Source organism: Kitasatospora sp. MY 5-36 (assembly GCF_001182915.1).
Classification (GTDB): domain Bacteria; phylum Actinomycetota; class Actinomycetes; order Streptomycetales; family Streptomycetaceae; genus Kitasatospora.
This window is the reverse complement of sequence record NZ_LFVW01000213.1, coordinates 1-17448: the sequence shown is the minus strand read 5'-3', so window position 1 is coordinate 17448 and position 17448 is coordinate 1. Positions and strand designations below refer to the sequence as shown.

Sequence of the window (17448 nt, the reverse complement as noted above, 5' to 3'; positions counted from 1 at the left end):
GACGAACCAGTTGGCGTTCTCCCCGCCGCCGACCACCACGAGGTCGTACGACGGGGCGTCGAGGGGTTCAGACGGCGAGGTCGGCACGGCCGTGGCCCTCCTGGGTGGTGACGGTGGTGCCGGGCTCGGCGGGGAGCAGGCAGGTGCGCTGGTTGGGGCGGCCGTCCACGGTGGCCAGGCAGTCGAAGCAGGCGCCGATCCCGCAGAACGCCCCGCGCGGCTTCCCGCCGACCCGGGTGGTGCGCCAGGCGAGCACGCCGTCGGCCCAGAGCGCGGCGGCGATCGACTGCCCGGGCAGCGCGGGGACGGGCCGCCCGTCGAACTCGATGTGGTGGGCGGGCCCGGGCTCGGCCTCGACCAGCCCGGCGGGGGTGCGGCGGCGCATCGGCGGCCTCTCCAATCTCACGGGTCCAGGAAGGAATCTCACACAGGCCTCGGTCGCAGGCGTCCGGGCCGTCACGCCGTCACTCGGCCGGGAAGCGGTCCGCCCGGAACGGCGCGAGGTCCAGCTCCGGCTGCTTGCCGGTGAGCTGCTCGCTGATCAGCAGCCCGGTCGCCGGGGCCAGCCCGATGCCGGCCCCCTCGTGCCCGCAGGCGTGGTACAGCCCGGGCACCCGGGGGTCCGCGCCGATGGCCGGCAGGTGGTCCGGCAGGTACGGGCGGAAGCCCCGGTAGGCGCGCAGCACGGTGACGTCGGCGAGCACCGGGAAGAGGGCGGCGGCCTGGGCGGCGAGCCGGCTCAGCACCTCCTGGGAGAGCGTGCGGTCGAAGCCGACCCGCTCCCGGCTGGCGCCGATCAGCACCGGCCCGCCCGGGGTGCCCTCGATCACGGCGGAGGTCTCCAGCCCGGCCGATCCGCTGGCCACGTTGGCCACGTAGTCGGCGGCGTAGACCTTGTGCCGCACGACCCGCGGCAGCGGCTCGGTGACCAGCACGAAGCCGCGGCGGGGCAGCACCGGCAGGTGCACCCCGGCCAGCGCGGCCACCTCGCCGCCCCAGGTGCCGGCCGCGTTCACCACGGCGGGGGCGGCCAGGTGCCGCCGGTCGGTCCGGACGCCGCGCACGGCGCCGTCCGGGCCCCGGTCGACGGCGGTGACGCTCTCCCCGGTGATCAGCTCGGCGCCCATCCGGCGGGCCTCGCGCAGCAGGTGGGCGGCGGCGAGGGCGGGCTGGACCTGGGCGTCCTGCGGGTAGTGGAAGCCGCCGGCCAGGCCCTCGGCCAGGTGCGGCTCCAGTTCGCGCAGCCGCTCGCCGGGCACCTCCTCGGCCTCGACCCCGACGGCCCGCTGCCCGTCGGCGAAGGCCCGCAGCGCGTCCTGCCCGGCGGCGGTGGAGGCGACCACCACGCCGCCCTTGGGCTCGTACTCGATCGCCGGGCCGAGCCGCTCGGCGAGGTCGCGCCAGAGCCGGGTGCTGAGCAGGGCGAGGTCGAGTTCGGGGCCGGGCTCCTTGTCGGAGACCAGCAGGTTGCCCTCGCCCGCGCCGGTGGTGCCGCCGGCCACGGGCCCGCGGTCCACGACGGCGACGGCGAGCCCGGCGCGGGCGGCGTAGTAGGCGCAGGCGGCGCCGACCACACCGGCGCCGACCACGACCACGTCCAGGGGAGGTGTCTCGGTCTTCAGCACGCCAGTAATATGTCACATGCCATGCGAGCTGCCAAGACCACCCGCCGAAACCCGGAACCGCCCCGACCAGCGGAAAGCCCCGGCCCACCGCTCGGCAGCGGCGGACCGGGGCTCCCTCACGCCCTACCGACTCAGGTGATGTCGTCCATCTCCTCGCGGCGGGACGCCGGCACCGAGGCGCCGGCCGCCGGGGCCGCCGAGGCCTGGACGGACTCCGCACCGGCCACCGGCTGCACCGAGAGGTCCAGGTGCGAGGCCTCCTCGTCGTCCAGCCCGGAGTCCGGGTTGCGGCGCGCCTTGCGCTTGTCGTTGAAGATCGCGATCGCCACCGCGATGAAGTACAGCGCCCAGATCGGCGCGGCCAGCGCCAGCATGCTCAGCGGGTCGGCGCTCGGCGTGGCGAAGGCCGCGAACACCGTGATGCCCATGACCATGCCGCGCCACCAGCCCAGCAGCCGCTTGCCGCCGACCACGCCGACCATGTTCAGCATCACCAGCAGCAGCGGGAACTCGAAGGCCAGGCCGAAGACCAGCACCATCCGGGTGGCGATGTCGAAGTAGTCCTCGGGCGGCAGGATCGGCGTGGTGTCGTTCGGGGTGAACGAGAGCAGCACGTCGACCGTGGTCGGCAGCACCAGGATGGCCACGGCCACACCGGCCAGGAAGAGCGGCGTCCCGCAGATCAGGAAGACGACCGTGTACTTCTTCTCGTGCCTGTGCAGGCCCGGCGCCACGAAGGCCCAGACCTGGTAGAGCCAGATCGGCACGGTCCCGACCACGCCCGCCGTCAGGGCCACCTTCAGCATCCAGGTGAAACCGGCGGTCAGACCGATGTTCGAGACCTGGGCGCACTTGCCGTGGTAGTGCTTGGCCAGCTCCAGGGTTTCGCACCGCGGCAGCGGCTGCAGCAGGAAGTCCTCGATCTGCTTGTGGTAGACCGCCGCCACGATGGTGATCAGCACGATCGCCAGGACCGACTTGACCACGCGGTTGCGCAGTTCCCTCAGGTGGTCGGCGAGGGCCATCCGCCCCTCAGGATCCTTTGACGCCTTCGGCGCCTTGGAGAGCTTGCTCAACCCCGGTCCTCAACTCGTGCGTCGGGGCCCGCCGGTCGGCGGGCCTCCGTGGTCGCGAACGCCGCGCACACGGTGTGCGCGGCGGGCGTCAGGTGCCTCACGTGCGCCGCGCTCAGTGCGGGCGGTCGCCGTCGGGCGCGGAGGCCCCGGCGGCGGGCTCGGTCACCGGACGGGCCGTGGCCGACGCGCCCGGAGCGGCCTGGACGGTCCTGGCCGCGGCACCGTCGACCGGGGCCGGAGCCGGGGCGGGCCGGGACGGCTGCTCGGACTCGCCGTCCGAGCGCATCGCCTGCGCCTCGCTCTTCAGGATCCGCATCGACTTGCCCAGCGAGCGCGCCAGGTCCGGCAGCCGCTTGGCTCCGAACAGCACGATGGCGAGGATCACGATCACCACGATCGCGGTCATCGAGATGCGCATGCGCGACCACCTTCAGTCATGGCGGCCCGACGGGCCGTCCGCTGCGGATGGTAACCGCTGCGGATGACGCCACGACGACGGCCGCCCGAACAGGACAGCGGCCCCCGGTACACGGTTCAGGAGCCAACTGAGAGCGTAACCCGCCCCCGCCCGCGCGCAGCAGCCCCCGTACCACCGCGGTCCCGACCGTGCTATGCGGCGGGGACGCTCCGCTCCCCCGCCGGGGCGCCCTGGGCGGGCACCGCGTCCGCCAGGTCCCCGGCCGCCGCGGCCAGCGCCCGCGAGGCCGCGTCCACGCCCTTGGCCAGCGCCCGCACGTCCAGCCAGAGCCGGATCGCGAGGACCCCGAGGACCAGCAGGCCCGCGGTGGCGAGCAGGACGGCGGCGACGAGCATCCAGGACATGCGCCCCAGCCTATACGCGTACTACCCCTCGGCCGGGACGAGCCGCATGGTGCGCACCCCGGCCCCGGTGAGCGCCTCGACGATCTTCTCCCCGGCCGGCTTGCGCACCGCCGCCCCGCACCGCGGGCAGCCGAAGCTGTAGTGCGCCTGGGCCGGGGTGCGACCGAGGGTCAGGCGGAAGTCCTCGGCCGGGAGCTCCACCTTCTCCCGGCACTCGGAGCAGTACACCTTGAATCTGGTCCCGGGTTCCACCGCTCAGACCCGCCCCTCCCCGTAGGCGGCCAGCGCCTCCCGCGCGGCCGAGCGCGCCTGCTCGGCGAGCTCGGGCGGCGAGACGATCCGGCCGTCCCGGCCCAGCCGCAGCGCCAGCGGGCGCAGCTGGGAGGGGTCGGCGCTGCGCAGGGTGATCCGCAGCCCGCCGTCGGGCAGTTCCTCGGCCCGGTCGTGGGTGTAGTACTCGGCCACCCAGCGTCCGCCGGAGGAGACCTCGACGACCACCTCGGGGTCGTCCGCCGCCGGGTTGACCAGCCCGCCGCTCAGGTCGCGTGGCTCGCGCCGGGGCGGGTCGGCCGGGACGTCCAGGACGCGGATCTCGGCGACCCGGTCGAGCCGGAACATCCGGTGGTCCTCGGAGGTCCGGCACCAGGCCTCGAGGTAGGTGTGGCCCTCGGTGAGCAGCCGGATCGGGTCGACCTCGCGCTCGGTCATCCCGCCGCGCCCGTGCGAGTAGTAGCGCAGCCAGAGCCGGCGGCCCTCGCTGAGCGCGCGGTCGATGTCGGCGAAGACGTGGCTCTCCGCCTCGAAGGTCACGCCGACCCGGGCGCTGCCCTCGGCGCTCTCCCCCGCCGCGTTCTCGATCTTGGCGACGGCCCGGGTGAGCGCCTCCCGGTCCCCGGCCCGCAGGCCCGGCAGTCCGGCCACCGCGCGGGCGGCCACCAGCAGCGCGGTCGCCTCGTCGGCGGCCAGCCGCAGCGGCTGGGCGACGTCGTCGACGTTGTGCCACCAGATCCGCTCGCCGTCGGTGTCGATGTCGAGCAGGTCGCCGCCGCGGAAGCTGGTGCCGCACATCGGCAGCACGTTGAGGTCCGCGATCAGCTCGCGCTCGCTGATCCCGAACGCCCGGGCCACCTCGGCGACCTCGGCCCCGGGCCGCTCGCGCAGGTAGGTGACCAGCGACAGCATCCGTCGCGTCTGGTCGATGGCGTTGCTCACGCGCCCACTCCTTCGAAACCCGCGACCGCCCGCAGCCGGTCGACCACATCCGCCCGCAGCTCCTCCGGCCCGAGCACCAGCACGTCCGGCCCGAACTCGGCCAGGTCCGCGCCGAGCCCGTTGCCGTACGGGATCTCCAGCTCGTCCCACAGCTCGTCCACCCGGGTGCTGCCCAGCGCCTTGGTCCGCAGCGGGAAGCCGGCGCCCCGGCGGACCCGGACGGTCGCGGTGGCGGTCGCCCCCTCGCCCGCGAACTTCGCCACGGTGGCCCGGACGTCCACGTGCTCGGGCACGGCGCCGAGGAACGCCCCGGACTTCGCCTTCACCCGGCCGGTGATCCGGCTGAGCCGGAACACCCGGGCGTCGCCCCGGTCGCGGTCGTACCCGGCCAGGTACCAGTGCCCGCGCCAGCACTCCAGCGCCCACGGCTCGACGCTGCGCTGCTCGACGGCGGCGGCGCCGGCCTTGCGGTACTCGAAGGTGACCGGACGGCGGTCCCGGGCGGCGGTGAGCAGCGGCTCGAACGCGGCCTCCCGGGCGGGGATGCGCGGCTCCAGGGCGGTCCGGCCCTCGGCCTCGGCGAACGGCACCCCGGCCGCGCGCAGCTTCTGCAGGGCGCCGCTGGCCGCACCGGACATCTTGGCCTGCTGCCAGACCCGGGCCGCCAGGGTCAGCGCGGCCGCCTCCTCGGCGTCCAGGGCGATCTCGGGCAGCCGGTTGCGGTCGGCGCGGGCCAGGTAGCCGAGCTCGCCGTCCAGGGTGCTCTCGTCCACGTCGATCACCAGGCCGAGCTCGCGCAGGTCGTCCTTGTCCCGCTCGAACATCCGGTTGAAGGCGTCCTCGCTGCTGTTCTGCCAGGCCTCGCGGTACGCCTCGATGGATTCCCGCAGCTCCTTCTTGGAGAGCGGACGTCTGGTGTTCATCAGGCACAGGGCGAGATTCATCAGCCGCTCTGCCTTCGCGATCGCCATCGCTGACCCTTCCGGTGTGCCGCGCCGCGCGCGGGGTGCGCCAACCGGGCGATCACCACCCGGCGGGACCGACCGTACCGGTAGCGGTACGCACGGCAAAAGCGGCCTCCCCGAACGCCCCCGGACACGCCCGTGGGCCGGGCCCCCGGAGGGGTCCGGCCCACGGCACGAGCGGGCTCAGACGGCCAGCAGGTCGACCACGAAGATCAGGGTCGAGTGCGGCGGGATCGCCGAGGTCGGCGACTGGGCGCCGTACGCCAGACGCGACGGGATGGTCAGCTCGCGGCGGCCGCCGACCTTCATGCCGACGACGCCCTGGTCCCAGCCCTTGATGACCCGGCCGCCGCCCAGCGGGAAGCGGAACTCGTTGGGGCTCCGGTTCCAGCTGGCGTCGAACTCCTCGCCGGTCTCGAAGGTCACACCGACGTAGCGGACGCTGACGTTCTGGCCCGGCTTGGCCTCCGCGCCGTCGCCCACGACGATGTCGCGGATCTGCAGCTCCGTCGGGGCGTCGCCGATCGGGAAGTCGATCTCGGGCTTCTCGTTGAGGTTGACGCTCACAGTCCCTCTTCTCACATTCGCTCTGCTGTCACGACCAAGCGGCGGACGCCCGCACCCGGTCCGTTCGTCCCGGACCACGGTACGGGCGCCCGCCGCCCGTTGGGGACCGGCCACGCGGCCGGACCCGAAGGTCACACGTGCACCATTGTCACCCGAAAGTGGATCAGCCCTGACCGGCGTCCAGGATGTCCACCACGAACACCAGCGTCGCGCCGGGCGGGATGTCGCCCTGGCCCTTGTCGCCGTAGCCCAGCGAGGCGGGGATCACCAGCTCGACCCGGCTGCCGACGGTCTGGCCCTCCAGGCCCTGGTCCCAGCCCTGGATGACCTGGCCGCCGCCGACCGGGAAGGTGAACGCCTGGCCCTTGCTGAGCGAGGAGTCGAACACCTTGCCGCTGGAGAACAGCGCGCCGGTGTACTGGACGACGACCTTCTCGCCCTTCTCCACCTTCGGCCCGGTGCCCTTGATCAGGACGTGCGACTTCAGCTCGGTCGGGTCCTTCGCCCCGGCGACCGGGGTGATCTCGGCCGGCTTCTTGCCGTTGTCCTTGACCTGCGGGAAGTCCGCGGGCGGCGGGGTGACGGTACCGCTCACCACGGCGTCGGGCGCGTTGGCGTTGCGGATGTCGATCACGAAGACCAGGTCGTCCTTGGGACCGATCGACATGTCGGCCTTGCCCTGGGCGCCGAACGCGGCGGCCGGCGGGGCCACCACCAGCAGCCGGCTGCCGGCCTTCTTGCCGATCACGGCCTGGTCCAGCGCCGGGATCAGCGAGTCGGTCCCGGCCTGGAAGATCTGCGGCTTCCCGTTGGCGTCGTACGAGCTCGGGATGTCCTTGCCGGTGTTCCAGTCCTTGGCGGTGTAGTCCACCGAGGCCCAGGAGTTCTTCTCCACCTTGGCGCCGGTGCCCTCGGTGAGCACCTTCACCACGAAGGAGCCGTCGGAGGCCTCGCCCGGGATCTGGATGTCGGCCTTCTTGCCGAAGTCGCCGGCGACCGTCGGCAGCACCTTGGCGCTGTCCTTGATCGGCGGCACCGGGTCGGCGGTCGGCGTGGGCGGCGCGCTCTTGGCCGCGTCCGGCTTGGCCGCGGCGCTGTCCTTGGAGCCGTCCTTGTTCACCATGTACAGCGTGACGCCGCTGCCGACCAGCAGCAGGGCGATCACCGTGCCGAGGATCACGCCCAGCTTGCCGACGCCGGGCGGGTTCTCGTCGTACCCGGCCTCCGACGTGTCGGACTTGCGCACGTTGGAGGCGAAGATCTGCGGGGCGTCGTCCGTCTTGGTCCCGCCCGCGGCGCGCGGCGCCTCGCCGGGCTGCGCCCAGCCCGCCTGCTGCGCCAGGATCGCCGGGGGGACGACGATCGACTCGCGGTCCCCGCCAACCGGACCGCCGGGACGAGAGGCGGCCGGGTCACCCGCGGAGCTGTCGTTCGCCGCGGTGCCGGCCCCGCCCGGGCTCGGCGTCTTCTCAGTCATGACTCCCCATCCATCTCGCCACGAGGTCTTCCAGGTCTGCGCCCGGCGTGGGCACGCCGGCCTGCCGTCGCACCGCCCGCCCCGGACCTCGGCGCCGGGCGGCGCCTGCCACAGTGCGTGGGCAGTATGACAGCTCAGGATGAGGGCGGACGCTTCGTTGTACGAGCGTCCGCCCAAGCGTACGGAATCCCCCCGGTGACTTCCTAGACCGCTTCGAGAATGTCGATCACGAAGACCAGGGTCGAGTTCGCCGGAACCGAGCCCTGCGCCTTGTCCTGGTAGCCGAGCGCCGGCGGCACCACCAGCAGGACCCGGCTGCCCACGTTCTGCCCGACCAGGCCCTTGTCCCAGCCCTCGATCACGCTGCCGGTGCCGATCTGCACCGCCTGCGCGCCGCCGTGCGTCCAGGAGGCGTCGAACTGCTGGCCGTTGGCCCAGAGCACCCCGGTGTACTGCACCACCAGGGTCTGCCCGCTCTTGACCTGCTTGCCCTCGCCCTTGATCAGCACCGCCTGCTGGAGGTCGGTGGGCGCGGCCTGCCCGGTCGGGATCGTGATCGTGGCCGGCGCCTTGCCGTTGTCCTTGACCTGCGGCATCGTCGCGGCCGGCTCGGCCATCGCCCCGGTCAGCGTGGAGTCCGGCGGCAGGCTCTCCATGATGTCCAGCACGAACACCACGGTGTCGCCCTTGTTGACGCCCAGCTGGGTGGAGCCCTGCTCGCCGAAGGCCGCCGCCGGCGGGGCGACCACCAGCAGCCGGCTGCCCACCTTCTTGCCGATCACGCTCTGGTCCAGCGCCGGCACCAGCTGCCCGCTGCCGGCCTGGTAGAGCTGCGGCTTGCCGTTGGCGTCGTACGAACTGGGCAGGTCCTTGGCGGTGGTCCAGTCCCTGGCGGTGTAGTTGACCGTCACCCAGTCGCCCTTGTTGACGGTCGCCCGGTCGCCCTCGCTGACCGTGTTCACCACGAACTGGCCGCTGGGCTGCTGGCCCTCGGGGATGGTGATGGTGGCCTTGCTGCCGAACCCGCCACCCGAAAGAGTGGGCATCGGTGACGCCTCGCCGACCGGCGCGGGCACCGTCGGGGCGGCGCTCGCCGCGGACGGCGTCACCGGGCCCGCCGCCTTGGGCGAGCTGCTGCAGGCGACCGCGAGCAGCAACGGCAGGGTGAGAAGCAAACCGGCGGTGCGGCGCACGGTGGTCCTAACTGTCGGTCGAAGTCGGCTCTCCTGACTCGACGGACAGCGTATGCCCGGCACGCGTCCGGCCCCGGTAGACACCACCGGGGCCGGTCGCCGCCTTGATCACACGGCCGGGGGCTACATCCCCGCGATCAGCTTCTCCACCCGCTCGTCCACCGAACGGAACGGGTCCTTGCACAGCACCGTGCGCTGCGCCTGGTCGTTCAGCTTCAGGTGCACCCAGTCGACCGTGAAGTCCCGGCGCTGCTCCTGGGCCCGCCGGATGAAGTCCCCGCGCAGCCGGGCCCGGGTGGTCTGCGGCGGGATCGACTTGGCCTCGAAGGTCTTGAGGTCGGTGGTCACCCGCTGCGCCTGGCCCTTGCCCTGGAGCAGGTAGAACAGGCCGCGGCGACGGTGGATGTCGTGGTACGCGAGGTCGATCTGCGCCACCCGCGGGTTGGACATGCTCATCTGGTGCTTCTCGCGGTAGCGCTCGATGAGCTTGTACTTCATGATCCAGTCGATCTCCTGGGCGACCCCGTCCAGCCGCTCGCTGCGGACGGCCTCCAGGGTGCGGCCCCACAGGTCGAGGACCCGGGCGACGGTGCCGGTGTTGATGCCCTTGCGGTCCGCGAACTCCAGGGCCTTGGTGTAGTACTCCTCCTGGATGTCCAGCGCGCTGGCCTCCCGGCCGTTGGCGAGCCGCACCTGGTGGGTGCCGGTGAGGTCGTGGCTGACCTCGCGGATCGCCCGGATCGGGTTCTCCAGGGTGAGGTCGCGCATCACCACGCCGGCCTCGATCATCCGCAGCACCAGGTCGGTGGAGCCGACCTTGAGCAGCGTCGTGGTCTCCGACATGTTGGAGTCGCCGACGATCACGTGCAGCCGGCGGTAGCGCTCGGCGTCCGCGTGCGGCTCGTCCCGGGTGTTGATGATCGGGCGCGAGCGGGTGGTGGCGGAGCTGACGCCCTCCCAGATGTGCTCGGCCCGCTGGCTGACGCAGAACACCGCGCCGCGCGGGGTCTGGAGCACCTTGCCCGCCCCGCAGATCAGCTGCCGGGTGACCAGGAACGGGATCAGCACGTCGGCCAGCCGGGAGAACTCCCCGTGCCGGGCCACGCAGTAGTTCTCGTGGCAGCCGTAGGAGTTCCCGGCCGAGTCGGTGTTGTTCTTGAAGAGGTAGACGTCCCCGGCGATGCCCTCCTCGTGCAGCCGGCGCTCGGCGTCCACCAGGAGCCCCTCGAGGATGCGCTCACCGGCCTTGTCGTGCGTCACCAGCTCGACGACGTCGTCGCACTCGGGGGTGGCGTACTCGGGGTGGGAGCCGACGTCGAGGTAGAGGCGGGCGCCGTTGCGCAGGAAGACGTTGCTGCTGCGGCCCCAGGAGACGACCCGGCGGAACAGGTACCGCGCCACCTCGTCCGGGGACAGCCGTCGCTGCCCGCGGAACGTGCAGGTCACGCCGTACTCGTTCTCCAGCCCGAAAATCCGGCGGTCCATGAGCACTCCATTCTCTGTCGGAGCTGTCCGAAACCGCCTCCACGACGACTGGGCCGCCGCAGGGGCACCGGAGTCCCGGACGACGGCGGCGGGGCCGCCGTCCGGGACTCCACAGGCACTGCTACACCGGCGTGCCGTCCGCCGGGTTGTCCTCGTCGTCCGCTTCCGCGGACTGGTCCCCGTCGAGCAGCCGGCCCAGCTGGTTGCCCAGGATCCGCTTGAACTTGCGCTGCTGGAACCGCTGGCGGTCGAGGACCGCCACCTCCAGCTGCTCCGGCGTGAGGCCGCGCGGGCTGCCGCCGTTGGGGTCGCGGGCGAGCGAGTCCACGGCGAGCTTCACCGCCTCGGTGAGGCCGATGCCGGCGCGGTGGCGCTGGCCCAGGTAGTTGCCGATCGAGTCGGCGTTGCCGCCGACCACCACGTAGTTCTTCTCGTCCACGACCGAACCGTCCGGCGTGAGCCGGTAGATCTGGTCGTTGTCGGGGGTGCGGCCGACCTCGGCCACGATCAGCTCGACCTCGTACGGCTTCTCGCCGACCGAGGAGAAGATGGTGCCCAGGGTCTGGGCGTACACGTTGGCCAGGCCGCGGGCCGTGACGTCGGCCCGGTCGTAGGAGTAGCCGCGCAGGTCGGCGTAGCGGACGCCGCCGATGCGCAGGTTCTCGAACTCGTTGTAGCGGCCGACCGCCGCGAAGGCGATCTTGTCGTAGATCTCGGAGACCTTGTGGAGCGCCCTGGAGGTGTTCTCCGCGACGAAGACGATGCCGTCGGCGTAGGTGAGCACGACCACGCTGCGGCCGCGCGCGATGCCCTTGCGGGCGTACTCCGCGCGGTCCGCCATGGCCTGCTGGGGCGAGACGTAGAACGGTGTCGACACCGGCGGTCGTCCCCTTTCTGTGAGGTGATGGCGTGGGGGTGTCTTGTGGAACTTAGCCGGGTCCGCGACGCCAGGGCACGCACCTCGCGGCGTTGTCGTCGGTCGCCAATGCTCCGCAGTGGCTCCCTCCTCCGCCTTGCGATGCACGCACCCTGACGCCGCGGCCTGATCCGACAAGATCCACAAGACACCCCCTAGATCAGCGGGGCCTGCGGGCCGTTGGGCCGGTCCAGGCGCTCGTCGGTGATGGCGACGACGATCTCCGTCACCTCCGCGTCGGTGAGCCGGCGGAAGCCGTCCTCGGTGATCAGCGAGACGATCGGGAAGATCTTCCGGGCGAGGTCCGGGCCGCCGGTGGCGGAGTCGTCGTCCGCCGCGTCGTACAGGGCCTGGACGACCAGGGTGGCGGCCTGGTCGGCCGTCAGGCCGTCGCGGTAGAGCTTCTTCAGCGAGCCGCGGGCGAAGACCGAGCCCGAGCCGGTGGCGGCGAAGCCGCGCTCCTCGGACCGCCCGCCGGTGACGTCGTAGTTGAAGATCCGGCCGCGGCCGAGGTCCAGGTCGTAGCCGGCGAACAGCGGCACCACCGCGAGGCCCTGCATCGCCATGCCCAGGTTGCCCCGGATCATGGTGGTGAGCCGGTTGGCCTTGCCCTCCAGGGAGAGGGTGGCGCCCTCGATCTTCTCGTAGTGCTCCAGCTCCAGCTGGAACAGCCGGACCATCTCGACCGCGAGGCCGGCGGTGCCGGCGATGCCGACCGCGCTGTACTCGTCGGCCGGGAAGACCTTCTCCATGTCCCGCTGGGCGATCACGTTGCCCATCGTCGCCCGGCGGTCACCCGCGATCACGACGCCGCCGTCGAAGATCGCGGCCACCAGCGTGGTCCCGTGCGGGGCCTCGACCACGACGCCCTCGGGGAGCCCCCGGAGCCCGGGGACCATCTCCGGCTTGTGCTCGGCGAGGAAGTCGAGGAACGAGGACGACCCCGGGGTCAGGAAGGCAGCCGGTAGACGCCCGGTGCCACGAGTGTTGGCTTCCACACGATTCCTTCCAGGTAGCTTGAAGCGCGCGCTGCCCGCACCCTACCCGCCCGACGATCACTGTCCACGGGTGGAGGGGCCGGTGCCGGACGGCCGGGCGGTGTTCGCCGCCCGGCCGCCCCGATCGGTCGCGACCGTGAATTCGGAATGCCCGGACCGGGCTATTGCCCGCCCTTCTGGACGAATCCGCGAACGAAATCCTCGGCATTCGACTCGAGGACCTCGTCGATTTCGTCCAGAACCGCGTCGACGTCGTCGCTCAGCTTTTCCTGGCGCTCCTTGAGGTCCTCGGAATTCTGGCTTTCCGCGGCCTGCTCCTCGACCTCCTCGGAGGAGCGGTTCGCCCGCTGCTGGCCGCCGCCGGTGTCCTTGCTCGCCATTTCCCTCACCCCGCTCGATTCGTCTGGCACGGTTGGGTCGTTGCTTGCTGCACCGACCCTATACACAAGGTGCGACTGCCGCTCCCGGTTTGCCGGTGGCGCTTCCTGTCCAACACCCGCTGCCACCCCGGATGATTCCCATTCGGCGGACGTTCACCCATGGTGATCGAAAAGTTACCCGCCGGACAGCACCCGGAGCAGGTCCTCGGCCGTGCGGCAGCGGTCCAGCAGCTCCTTGACGTGGTTGCGGGTCCCGCGCAGCGGTTCCAGGGTGGGCACGCGCTGCAGCGAGTCCCGGCCGGGCAGGTCGAAGATCACCGAGTCCCAGGAGGCCGCCGCGACGTGCTCCGCGTACTGCTCCAGGCAGCGCCCGCGGAAGTACGCCCGGGTGTCGTCCGGCGGCTTGGAGACGGCCCGCTCGACCTCGCCCTCGGTGAGCAGCCGCTCGAAGCGCCCGCGGGCCACCAGGCGGTTGTAGAGGCCCTTCTCGGGCCGTACGTCGCTGTACTGGAGGTCGACCAGGTGCAGCCGCGGGTTGTCCCACTCCAGGGCGTCCCGGCTGCGGTAGCCCTCCAGGATCTCCCGCTTGGCGACCCAGTCCAGCTGCCGGGACAGCGACATCGGGTCGCGCTCCAGCCGGCCGAGGACGTCCTCCCAGCGGGTCAGCACGTCCACCGTCTGCTCGTCCGCGTCGGTGCCGAAGCGGTCCTCGACGTACTTGCGGGCGAGCTCGAAGTACTCGAGCTGGAGCTGGACGGCGGTGAGCTTGCGCCCGTTGCGCAGGGTGATCAGGTGCTTGAGCGTCGGGTCGTGGGAGACCCGGTGCAGGGTGCGCACCGGCTGGTCGACGGCGAGGTCGGCGGCGATGAACGAGTCCTCGATCATCGACAGCACCAGCGCGGTGGTGCCCAGCTTGAGGTAGGTGGAGATCTCGGAGAGGTTGGCGTCCCCGATGATCACGTGCAGCCGGCGGTACTTCTCGGCGTCGGCGTGGGGTTCGTCCCGGGTGTTGATGATCGGGCGCTTGAGCGTCGTCTCCAGACCCACCTCGACCTCGAAGTAGTCCGCCCGCTGGCTGAGCTGGAAGCCGTGCGCCGAGCCGTCCTGGCCGATGCCGACCCGGCCGGCGCCGGCGACCACCTGGCGGGAGACGAAGAACGGGGTGAGGTGGCGGACGATGTCGGCGAACGGTGTCGCCCGCTTCATCAGGTAGTTCTCGTGGGTGCCGTAGGAGGCGCCCTTGTTGTCGGTGTTGTTCTTGTACAGGTGGATGGTCTGCCCGTTGGGCAGTTCCAGCGCGCGCTGCGCGGCGGCGGCCATGATCCGCTCGCCGGCCTTGTCCCAGAGCACGGCGTCGCGCGGGTTGGTCACCTCGGGCGAGCTGTACTCGGGGTGCGCGTGGTCCACGTAGAACCGGGCCCCGTTGGTGAGGATGACGTTGGCGAGGCCGATGTCCTCGTCGGTCAGCTGGCTGGCGTCCGCGACCTCGCGGGCCAGGTCGAACCCCCGTGCGTCGCGCAGCGGATTCTCCTCCTCGAAGTCCCAGCGGGCCCGCCGTGCCCGGTGCATCGCCGCCGCGTACGCGTTGACGATCTGGGACGAGGTGAGCATGGCGTTGGCGTTGGGGTGCCCGGGCACGGAGATCCCGTACTCCGTCTCGATGCCCATCACGCGCCGTACGGTCATGCGGCCCTCCTTGCCCGGTGCACCGCCCCCGACGGGCGGAGCACTCTGACGTACCGCCGAACAACACCGGTGCCGGGCCTCTGCCCGCGCACGGTGGGTCGAGCCTAGAACCCGGCGCCGAACGGCGGGCCCGGAGACGCGCCGTCCGGCTGCGGGGCCGCGAGGCGCCACAGCCGGACGGTGTGCGTACAGCTCCGGGGACCGCTGCCGGCCCGGACAACCGCGTGCTTACAGGTACTGCCCCGTGTTGGCGACAGTGTCGATCGAGCGGCCGGACTCGGCGCCCTGCTTGCCGGTGACCAGCGTGCGGATGAAGACGATCCGCTCGCCCTTCTTGCCGGAGATGCGGGCCCAGTCGTCCGGGTTGGTGGTGTTCGGGAGGTCCTCGTTCTCCTTGAACTCGTCGACGCAGGCGGCGAGCAGGTGGGAGACGCGCAGGCCCCGCTGACCGTGGTCGAGGAAGTCCTTGATGGCCATCTTCTTCGCGCGGTCGACGATGTTCTGGATCATCGCGCCGGAGTTGAAGTCCTTGAAGTACAGGACCTCCTTGTCACCGTTGGCGTAGGTGACCTCCAGGAAGCGGTTCTCCTCGGTCTCGGAGTACATCCGCTCCACCACCGACTGGATCATCGCGACCACCGTGGCCTCGACGGAGCCCTCGTGCTCCTTGAGGTCGTCCGGGTGGAACGGCAGCGAGTCCTTGAGGTACTTGGAGAAGATGTCCTTCGCGGCCTCGGCGTCCGGGCGCTCGATCTTGATCTTGACGTCCAGGCGGCCGGGCCGCAGGATCGCCGGGTCGATCATGTCCTCGCGGTTCGAGGCGCCGATGACGATGACGTTCTCCAGGCCCTCCACGCCGTCGATCTCGGCGAGCAGCTGCGGGACGATGGTGTTCTCCACGTCCGAGCTGACGCCGGAACCGCGGGTGCGGAACAGCGACTCCATCTCGTCGAAGAAGACGATGACGGGCGTGCCCTCGCCCGCCTTCTCCCGGGCCCGCTGGAACACCAGGCGGATCTGCCGCTCGGTCTCGCCCACGTACTTGTTGAGCAGCTCGGGGCCCTTGATGTTGAGGAAGTAGCTCTTCCCCTGGGGGCGTCCGGTGACCTCGGCCACCTTCTTCGCCAGCGAGTTGGCGACCGCCTTGGCGATCAGCGTCTTGCCGCAGCCGGGCGGGCCGTAGAGCAGCACGCCCTTGGGCGGGCGCAGCTCGTACTCCTTGAAGAGGTCGGCGTGCAGGTACGGCAGCTCGACCGCGTCGCGGATCAGCTCGATCTGGTTGCTCAGGCCGCCGATCTGGCGGTAGTCGATGTCCGGGACCTCCTCGAGGACCAACTCCTCGACCTCGGACTTCGGGACGACCTCGAAGACGTAGCCGGAGCGGGGCTCCAGCAACAGGGCGTCCCCGGACCGGATGGTCAGCCCGCGCAGCGGTTCGGCGAGGCGCACCACCCGCTCCTCGTCGGTGTGCCCCAGCACCAGGGCGCGCTCGCCGTCCTCCAGGAGCTCCTTGAGGGTGACGATCTCGCCGATGTTCTCGAAGGCCATCGCGTCCACGATGTTGAGGGCCTCGTTGAGCATCACTTCCTGGCCGCGCCGCACCTCGTCGAGGGCGACGCTCGGGCTGACGTTCACGCGGAGCTTGCGCCCGCCGGTGAAGATGTCCGCGGTGCCGTCCTCGTTCGCGTCGAGGAAGGTGCCGAAGCCGGCCGGGGGCTGTGCCAGCCGGTCCACTTCCTCCTTGAGGGCCACGATCTGGTCGCGGGCCTCTCGCAGGGTGGAGGCGAGCCGTTCGTTCTGGGCGGTCACGCCCGCCAGGTTGGTCTGGAGCTCGACGATCCGCTCTTCGAGGATCCTCGAATTGCGCGGCGAGTCGGCGAGCTTGCGGCGCAGCACGGCGATTTCCTGCTCAAGGTACGAGACCTGAGCGGCCTCGTCGGAACCACGAGCGGGCCTGCCGGTGCTGCGGTTGTAGTCGTCATCGTGGGCTGCCACGGTCCTCACCTCCTCCGGGGAGCTGGACGCTTCCAGACCCTACCTGGGACCAGGGGTCCGTAAACCCCTAGATCAAGAAAGATGGAACGGGCGTGTCCGATCTTCGCCCCAGCGTGCTTCCCCTCTGCTAAGGGGGATACCCACCGCGCACCACCCAAAGCGGGCCAGATGTATCGTCGAGCGAAGTGATATCCGATCGCGACCACAAGTCGAGGTCCGATCGTTGTACGAATGGCGGGATTGCTCCAGGAATAGGGGCGACCCGGGACAGAAACGGCAGGGGACCATGTCGGTGACCGAGCAGACGGCGGCGGCCGAGGCGCTGGAGGTGTGGATCGACCAGGATCTGTGCACCGGTGACGGCATCTGCGTGCAGTACGCGCCCGAGGTCTTCGAGCTCGACATCGACGGGCTGGCCTACGTGAAGGGGCCGGACGACGAGCTGCGCCAGCAGCCCGGGGAGAGCGCCCCGGTGCCGCTGACGATCCTTCAGGACGTGGTGGACTCGGCGAAGGAGTGCCCCGGCGACTGCATCCACGTGCGCCGGGTCGCCGACCGGGTCGAGGTGTACGGGCCGGACGCGGAGTAGGACGGGCCGGGCTCAGGCCTGGTGGAGCGGGGCGGCGGTCTGGGAGCGTTCCCAGCCGCCGCTCCGCTGCGTCCAGGTGAGGTCGAGCGAGATGTCGGGCCGGAACCGCGGCACGTCCTCGCTCGAATACCCCTGCGCGTGGCCGGTGATGGCGCCGTCCGAACGCACCGCGATCCGGCTCACGGTGAGGTTCTCGCGCTCGGGGAGCAGGGTGGCCACCACCTCGGGGCGCCCGCCCGGGCCGAAGCCGAGCAGGTAGACGGCGTCCGGCGGGGTGCCGGTCTCGGTGGCGCAGTGCGCGGCGACCACCGTGCCGGGGCGTCCGTCGCCGAGCCGGGCCGGCACGCTGAGCGCCGTCTTGACCGGGAACGGGCCGCAGTCCAGCGGGAGTTGGGCCCGGGCCGGGTCGGGGGCGGCGCTCGCGACGAGGGCCTGGGGGGTGCCGTGCGCGGGCACCGGGGT

The 17448-nt window shown here is 71.5% G+C and carries 18 protein-coding genes and 2 pseudogenes; 1 reads left to right on the top strand and 19 read right to left on the bottom strand.

Annotated features, from left to right (window positions below):
* Positions 1–67: 67 nt before the first annotated feature.
* The 18 genes and pseudogenes from AE652_RS15805 to arc form a co-directional block, all read right to left on the bottom strand.
* Positions 68–385 (bottom strand): (2Fe-2S)-binding protein, encoded by a 318-nt coding sequence (locus AE652_RS15805; RefSeq protein WP_049652011.1) that lies wholly within the window; start codon positions 383–385, stop codon positions 68–70.
* A gap of 79 nt (positions 386–464) precedes the next feature.
* On the bottom strand, positions 465–1625 hold the full coding sequence (locus AE652_RS15800; protein WP_049652010.1) for an FAD-binding oxidoreductase: 1161 nt from the start codon (positions 1623–1625) through the stop codon (positions 465–467).
* Positions 1626–1756: 131 nt separating this feature from the next.
* Positions 1757–2650 (bottom strand): twin-arginine translocase subunit TatC, encoded by an 894-nt coding sequence (gene tatC, locus AE652_RS15795; RefSeq protein WP_049652009.1) that lies wholly within the window; start codon positions 2648–2650, stop codon positions 1757–1759.
* 163 nt (positions 2651–2813) lie between these two features.
* Positions 2814–3119 carry a Sec-independent protein translocase subunit TatA gene (gene tatA / locus AE652_RS15790; RefSeq protein ID WP_049652008.1) on the bottom strand — a complete coding sequence of 102 codons (306 nt, stop codon included), beginning with the start codon at positions 3117–3119 and terminating at the stop codon, positions 2814–2816.
* A 191-nt stretch (positions 3120–3310) separates the two neighbouring features.
* Positions 3311–3523, bottom strand: coding sequence for a hypothetical protein (locus tag AE652_RS15785; protein WP_049652007.1), 213 nt, complete (start codon positions 3521–3523; stop codon positions 3311–3313).
* Positions 3524–3544: 21 nt separating this feature from the next.
* Positions 3545–3775 (bottom strand): hypothetical protein, encoded by a 231-nt coding sequence (locus AE652_RS15780; RefSeq protein WP_049652006.1) that lies wholly within the window; start codon positions 3773–3775, stop codon positions 3545–3547.
* Positions 3776–3778: 3 nt separating this feature from the next.
* The gene (locus AE652_RS15775; protein ID WP_181970795.1) at positions 3779–4705 is read right to left on the bottom strand and encodes a YafY family protein; all 927 of its coding nucleotides are present in this window, start codon (positions 4703–4705) and stop codon (positions 3779–3781) included.
* A 26-nt stretch (positions 4706–4731) separates the two neighbouring features.
* Positions 4732–5706, bottom strand: a complete 975-nt coding sequence (locus AE652_RS15770; RefSeq protein WP_049652004.1) for a YafY family protein — start codon at positions 5704–5706, stop codon at positions 4732–4734.
* A 177-nt stretch (positions 5707–5883) separates the two neighbouring features.
* Positions 5884–6267, bottom strand: coding sequence for an FKBP-type peptidyl-prolyl cis-trans isomerase (locus AE652_RS15765; RefSeq protein WP_049652003.1), 384 nt, complete (start codon positions 6265–6267; stop codon positions 5884–5886).
* Positions 6268–6430: 163 nt separating this feature from the next.
* Entirely contained in the window at positions 6431–7744 is a 1314-nt protein-coding gene (locus AE652_RS15760) for an FKBP-type peptidyl-prolyl cis-trans isomerase (RefSeq protein WP_049652002.1), read from the bottom strand.
* A 203-nt stretch (positions 7745–7947) separates the two neighbouring features.
* Positions 7948–8937: an FKBP-type peptidyl-prolyl cis-trans isomerase gene (locus tag AE652_RS15755; RefSeq protein WP_053112073.1), complete on the bottom strand. Its 990-nt coding sequence runs from the start codon at positions 8935–8937 to the stop codon at positions 7948–7950.
* A 123-nt stretch (positions 8938–9060) separates the two neighbouring features.
* Positions 9061–10422, bottom strand: coding sequence for a Pup--protein ligase (gene pafA / locus AE652_RS15750; protein ID WP_049652001.1), 1362 nt, complete (start codon positions 10420–10422; stop codon positions 9061–9063).
* Between the two features lie 121 nt (positions 10423–10543).
* Positions 10544–11299: a proteasome subunit alpha gene (prcA, locus tag AE652_RS15745; RefSeq protein ID WP_049652000.1), complete on the bottom strand. Its 756-nt coding sequence runs from the start codon at positions 11297–11299 to the stop codon at positions 10544–10546.
* A gap of 194 nt (positions 11300–11493) precedes the next feature.
* On the bottom strand, positions 11494–12291 hold the full coding sequence (prcB, locus tag AE652_RS15740) for a proteasome subunit beta (protein ID WP_369808298.1): 798 nt from the start codon (positions 12289–12291) through the stop codon (positions 11494–11496).
* Positions 12288–12365 (bottom strand): annotated as a pseudogene (locus AE652_RS49495) (recombination endonuclease VII); the annotation flags it as partial. The pseudogene AE652_RS49495 and the gene prcB, both read right to left, overlap by 4 nt.
* A 132-nt stretch (positions 12366–12497) precedes the next feature.
* Positions 12498–12716 carry a ubiquitin-like protein Pup gene (locus AE652_RS15735; RefSeq protein ID WP_049652012.1) on the bottom strand — a complete coding sequence of 73 codons (219 nt, stop codon included), beginning with the start codon at positions 12714–12716 and terminating at the stop codon, positions 12498–12500.
* A gap of 174 nt (positions 12717–12890) precedes the next feature.
* Positions 12891–14402 (bottom strand): depupylase/deamidase Dop, encoded by a 1512-nt coding sequence (gene dop / locus AE652_RS15730; protein ID WP_049651998.1) that lies wholly within the window; start codon positions 14400–14402, stop codon positions 12891–12893.
* Positions 14403–14630: 228 nt separating this feature from the next.
* On the bottom strand, positions 14631–16397 hold the full coding sequence (gene arc, locus AE652_RS15725; protein WP_049651997.1) for a proteasome ATPase: 1767 nt from the start codon (positions 16395–16397) through the stop codon (positions 14631–14633).
* A gap of 286 nt (positions 16398–16683) precedes the next feature.
* Here arc and AE652_RS15720 point away from each other — a divergent pair, with 286 nt between their 5' ends.
* Positions 16684–16986 (top strand): ferredoxin, encoded by a 303-nt coding sequence (locus AE652_RS15720; RefSeq protein ID WP_049651996.1) that lies wholly within the window; start codon positions 16684–16686, stop codon positions 16984–16986.
* 12 nt (positions 16987–16998) lie between these two features.
* On the opposite strand, the pseudogene AE652_RS15715 reads toward AE652_RS15720, so the two are convergent.
* A pseudogene (locus AE652_RS15715) lies at positions 16999–17448 on the bottom strand (hypothetical protein); the annotation flags it as partial.

Bases quoted from the DNA above. Each gene is read 5' to 3' on its own strand.
- tatC (WP_049652009.1), bottom strand. From the start codon at position 2,650: ATGGCCCTCGCCGACCACCTGAGGGAACTGCGCAACCGCGTGGTCAAG.
- AE652_RS15805 (WP_049652011.1), bottom strand. From the start codon at position 385: ATGCGCCGCCGCACCCCCGCCGGGCTGGTCGAGGCCGAGCCCGGGCCC.
- AE652_RS15720 (WP_049651996.1), top strand. From the start codon at position 16,684: ATGTCGGTGACCGAGCAGACGGCGGCGGCCGAGGCGCTGGAGGTGTGG.
- dop (WP_049651998.1), bottom strand. From the start codon at position 14,402: ATGACCGTACGGCGCGTGATGGGCATCGAGACGGAGTACGGGATCTCC.
- tatA (WP_049652008.1), bottom strand. From the start codon at position 3,119: ATGCGCATCTCGATGACCGCGATCGTGGTGATCGTGATCCTCGCCATC.
- AE652_RS15775 (WP_181970795.1), bottom strand. From the start codon at position 4,705: ATGCTGTCGCTGGTCACCTACCTGCGCGAGCGGCCCGGGGCCGAGGTC.
- AE652_RS15785 (WP_049652007.1), bottom strand. From the start codon at position 3,523: ATGTCCTGGATGCTCGTCGCCGCCGTCCTGCTCGCCACCGCGGGCCTG.
- pafA (WP_049652001.1), bottom strand. From the start codon at position 10,422: ATGGACCGCCGGATTTTCGGGCTGGAGAACGAGTACGGCGTGACCTGC.
- AE652_RS15735 (WP_049652012.1), bottom strand. From the start codon at position 12,716: ATGGCGAGCAAGGACACCGGCGGCGGCCAGCAGCGGGCGAACCGCTCC.
- AE652_RS15770 (WP_049652004.1), bottom strand. From the start codon at position 5,706: ATGGCGATCGCGAAGGCAGAGCGGCTGATGAATCTCGCCCTGTGCCTG.
- AE652_RS15760 (WP_049652002.1), bottom strand. From the start codon at position 7,744: ATGACTGAGAAGACGCCGAGCCCGGGCGGGGCCGGCACCGCGGCGAAC.